Origin of the sequence: Citrobacter sp. CK181, from assembly GCF_030333595.1 — a bacterium.
Classification (GTDB): domain Bacteria; phylum Pseudomonadota; class Gammaproteobacteria; order Enterobacterales; family Enterobacteriaceae; genus Citrobacter_B; species Citrobacter_B koseri.
The window spans coordinates 1-4,325 of record NZ_JAOWFN010000007.1 but is presented as its reverse complement, the minus strand read 5'-3'; the positions used below and the strand labels follow the sequence as shown (position 1 = coordinate 4,325).

The following is a 4,325-nucleotide window of genomic DNA, read 5'->3' as shown; positions in this document are numbered from 1 at the left end:
GTGTCGTATTCAACGTGAGAAGTGTTGATGGTGATACCACGAGCTTTTTCTTCCGGCGCGTTATCGATCTGGTCGAATGCGCGAGCAGCACCGCCGTAGGTTTTAGCCAGTACGGTAGTGATTGCAGCGGTCAGCGTTGTTTTACCATGGTCAACGTGGCCGATAGTACCGACGTTGACGTGCGGTTTTGTACGTTCAAACTTTTCTTTAGACATCGATTGTCCCTCTAAGACACGGATAAATCGGTGATATCACCACATCAACCAGGCGATATGCCTGAATTGTTGAATATTTAAGTTTATACAGAGAGAAACGGGAAGGAGAAGTGAAGTGGTGCTGATACCCAGAGTCGAACTGGGGACCTCACCCTTACCAAGGGTGCGCTCTACCAACTGAGCCATATCAGCACGTCTGGAGCGGGCAGCGGGAATCGAACCCGCATCATCAGCTTGGAAGGCTGAGGTAATAGCCATTATACGATGCCCGCATCCTGGAACTCGGCTACCCAGTTCTTTCTGTAACAAAAAAAGAGACATGTCTCTTTTCTTATTCGAACCGGTTAATTTTTTCAACCAGTTCAGACAGCAAACACGCTGCCAGAAAGTGGTGGTGGGGGAAGGATTCGAACCTTCGAAGTCTGTGACGGCAGATTTACAGTCTGCTCCCTTTGGCCGCTCGGGAACCCCACCGGACTTGATGGTGCCGACTACCGGAATCGAACTGGTGACCTACTGATTACAAGTCAGTTGCTCTACCTACTGAGCTAAGTCGGCATCAAGTAGCGCGCATTCTATGGAGACCTGCGACCTCATGCAACTAAAAAATTGCATAAAATGTTCTATCGCTCACATTTTGCACGACAAGACTGCTAAATGGCCTATTTTTAGTCAGGTCAGTGCGATTTTTCGACACCAGGATGCTAACGGATTAACGGAGAGCATCATCATATCTGCGTTTGAAAGAGAAAAATTCTTCTTTTACATATGGTATATCCGTCACATTGCGTTTCAGGGATAACTTATCAGGAGAGATTTTTTCTTATTATTCCCTCCCATCTGGTGTTACCCTCCTGCCCATTGTCCAAATTAACTGAAATGTGTCGTGCCATTGCATGCCGGGGATGATTCGCTTTTTTATCGCTGACCTGATGTAGCAATGACAGCCAGAAACATGCTTATGAGTAAAGAGCAAACGTTAATGACGCCTTACCTACAATTTGATCGCAACCAGTGGGCTGCGCTTCGTGATTCCGTGCCGATGACCCTGACCGAGGGCGAAATCGCACGACTCAAAGGCATTAATGAAGATTTATCACTGGAAGAAGTTGCCGAGATTTATTTGCCCCTGTCGCGTTTGCTAAATTTCTATATCAGTTCAAACCTGCGCCGTCAGGCTGTTCTGGAGCAATTTTTAGGCACTAACGGCCAGCGTATTCCTTATATCATCAGCATTGCCGGTAGCGTTGCCGTGGGCAAAAGCACCACCGCGCGCGTACTGCAAGCACTGCTGAGCCGCTGGCCGGAACATCGTCGCGTCGAATTGATCACCACTGACGGTTTTCTACACCCTAACCAGGTGCTGAAAGATCGCGGGCTGATGAAGAAGAAAGGCTTCCCTGAGTCTTACGATATGCACCGTCTGGTGAAATTCGTATCCGATCTCAAATCAGGGGTGCCAAATGTTACCGCACCAGTCTATTCACACCTGATTTATGATGTGATTCCAGACGGAGATAAAACCGTCGCACAGCCCGATATATTAATTCTTGAAGGCTTAAATGTACTACAGAGTGGAATGGATTATCCTCACGATCCACATCATGTATTTGTTTCTGACTTCGTTGATTTTTCTATTTATGTTGATGCGCCTGAAGATTTACTCCAGACGTGGTACATCAATCGCTTCCTGAAATTCCGTGAAGGGGCGTTCACCGACCCAGATTCTTATTTCCATAATTACGCAAAATTATCGAAAGATGAAGCGATCAATACCGCCGCATCATTATGGAAAGAAATCAACTGGTTGAACTTAAAGCAAAATATTTTACCCACTCGTGAGCGGGCCAGTCTGATTATGACCAAAAGTGCCAATCATGCGGTCGAACAAGTCAGGTTGAGAAAATAATGTAAAAAGGGAGCGTTAGCTCCCTTTTTATTATTCTGCGCTGCGTAAAGATATTTCTCCGCCCATCCACGGCTTAATTACGCCATCCTGTTCAAGCAACAACGCGCCTTGCGCATCTATCCCACGGGAAATACCAAATATTTCTTTATCACCAATAATCAGTTTAACCGGTCGGTTAATAAAATTATCCAGTTTTTCCCAGCGAGACAGGTAAGGTGCCAGACCTTCCTGCTCAAAGAGTTCCAGCGCCTCACGCAACTCTTTGATTAACGTCGCCGCCAGCATGTTGCGATCAAGCGTAATGCCCGCTTCCTGGAGATTGATCCATCCCTGATTCACGACGCCTTCTTCCACACGGCGCATGGCCATATTGATACCTGCGCCAATAACGATTTGCGCAGCGTCGCCCGTTTTACCCGTAAGCTCAACCAGAATGCCTGCCAGCTTGCGATCGAGTAAATAGAGATCATTAGGCCACTTAACCCGAACCTTCTCTGCCCCCAGATCGCGCAGAACCTCAGCCATCACAATGCCGATCACCAGACTCAGCCCGATCGCGGCTGCCGGCCCCTGCTCCAGACGCCAGTACATAGAAAGATACAGGTTCGCACCAAATGGGGAGAACCATTTCCGCCCACGACGACCACGCCCAGCCTGCTGGTATTCCGCTACACAGGCATCACCCGACGTCAACTGGCCGATACGATCCAGCAGATACTGGTTCGTCGAATCGATAACCGGAAGTACCGTGACATTCCCGCTATCCAGTTGTGCATGGATGACAGAAGCATCTAATAATTGGATAGGTTCTGGCAGGCTATATCCTTTGCCAGGAACGGTAAACACATCAACTCCCCAGTCACGCAGCGTCTGGACATGCTTGTTGATGGCTGCGCGGCTCATTCCCAGCGTTTCACCCAGCTGTTCACCCGAATGAAACTCACCATCGGCCAGCAAAGAGATCAGCGTCAGGGGAACGGTATTATCCTTCATGCAATGATCTCCACAGCATTCACTTCACCGGTCTGCCCGATAAACCGAACTTCCGGTTCCAGCCAGACATTAAATTTCTCACCCACGTTCTGACGCACATGATGCGCGAGTTTCACCACATCCTCGCTTGTCGCATTATGTGCGTTAATCAGCACCAGAGCCTGCTGACGATGTACCGCAGCGCCCCCGATACTGACGCCTTTTAGCTGGCACTGATCGATCAACCAACCGGCAGCCAGCTTCACTGAACCATCGGCCTGCGGGTAATGTGGCGCACCGGGAAATTGCGCCAGTAATGTGTGCGCAATCTCTGCTGCAACAACAGGATTTTTAAAGAAGCTACCTGCATTACCATTTACTTTTGGATCGGGCAGTTTCGTGGTGCGCATATGGCATACGGCATCAAACACCTGCTGCGGCGTGACCGTTTCAGGTTCAAGGCGAACCAGGTCGCCATAAGTCAGTACGGGCAGCCACTGTTTTGGTAAACGCAGGCCGACAGCCACAATGGCGTAACGATCCTGATATTCATGCTTGAAGATACTATCACGATAACCAAAGCGACACTCTGTGGCACTCACCCGTAGAGACTTTCCGGTTGCCAGCTCGACACAATCCACATAGTCACAGACCCGCTGTAGTTCTACACCATAGGCGCCAATGTTCTGGATAGGAGAAGAACCGACGCACCCCGGAATAAGCGCCAGATTTTCCAGCCCCGGCATACCTTGCTGGAGTGTGTATCGTACCAGGTTATGCCAGTTTTCCCCCGCCCCTACGTGCAAGTGCCATGCTTCGGGTTGCTCTGTCACCTCAATACCTTTGATACGGTTGATAATCACCGTTCCATGAAAGGTATCAAGAAACAGAACGTTACTCCCTTCGCCCAGTATCAGTACCGGATGATTTGATGCTTTAGCCGATTGCCAGGCATCCAATAGTTGTTGTTCATTTTCGGCACAGACAATCTCGTTAGCGCGTTGATCGATACCGAAAGTATTCCAGGGTTTGAGGGAGTGATTCATAGACGCTTTCCTGATGCAAAATCGCGTCTAGTTTACCGCATATGTAACAGTATGGCTTGTGGTTATGTAGGTGGGATAAGGCGCAGCCGCCATCCGGCTGCACCCGGGCGCATGAACGCAAAAAGGCCATCCCTCAGGATGGCCTCTTCACTTAATTAATGCCTGGCAGTTCCCTACTCTCGC

The 4,325-nt window shown here is 49.2% G+C and carries 4 protein-coding genes and 4 tRNA genes; 1 reads left to right on the top strand and 7 read right to left on the bottom strand.

What is annotated here, in order from left to right; genetic code table 11:
- From OGW17_RS03365 to OGW17_RS03345, 5 genes are all read right to left on the bottom strand, one after another.
- Positions 1-215: GTP-binding protein (locus OGW17_RS03365; protein ID WP_000031663.1), on the bottom strand; the 215-nt coding region annotated here is incomplete at its 3' end.
- Positions 216-331: 116 nt separating this feature from the next.
- Positions 332-407, bottom strand: a tRNA-Thr gene (locus OGW17_RS03360).
- A 5-nt stretch (positions 408-412) separates the two neighbouring features.
- A tRNA-Gly gene (locus OGW17_RS03355) sits at positions 413-487 on the bottom strand.
- A gap of 117 nt (positions 488-604) precedes the next feature.
- Positions 605-689 (bottom strand) — tRNA-Tyr (locus OGW17_RS03350).
- Between the two features lie 8 nt (positions 690-697).
- Positions 698-773, bottom strand: a tRNA-Thr gene (locus OGW17_RS03345).
- 397 nt (positions 774-1,170) lie between these two features.
- Between OGW17_RS03345 and coaA the strand changes: the two genes are divergently transcribed.
- Positions 1,171-2,124, top strand: coding sequence for a type I pantothenate kinase (gene coaA / locus OGW17_RS03335; protein ID WP_024130653.1), 954 nt, complete (start codon positions 1,171-1,173; stop codon positions 2,122-2,124).
- A 30-nt stretch (positions 2,125-2,154) separates the two neighbouring features.
- Here coaA and birA read toward each other — a convergent pair whose 3' ends face one another.
- Together birA and murB are read right to left on the bottom strand one after the other, a co-directional pair.
- Entirely contained in the window at positions 2,155-3,117 is a 963-nt protein-coding gene (gene birA, locus OGW17_RS03330; RefSeq protein ID WP_071258102.1) for a bifunctional biotin--[acetyl-CoA-carboxylase] ligase/biotin operon repressor BirA, read from the bottom strand.
- Positions 3,114-4,142, bottom strand: coding sequence for a UDP-N-acetylmuramate dehydrogenase (murB, locus tag OGW17_RS03325; protein ID WP_071258105.1), 1,029 nt, complete (start codon positions 4,140-4,142; stop codon positions 3,114-3,116). Before murB ends, birA begins: the two co-directional genes overlap by 4 nt.
- Positions 4,143-4,325: the final 183 nt, after the last annotated feature.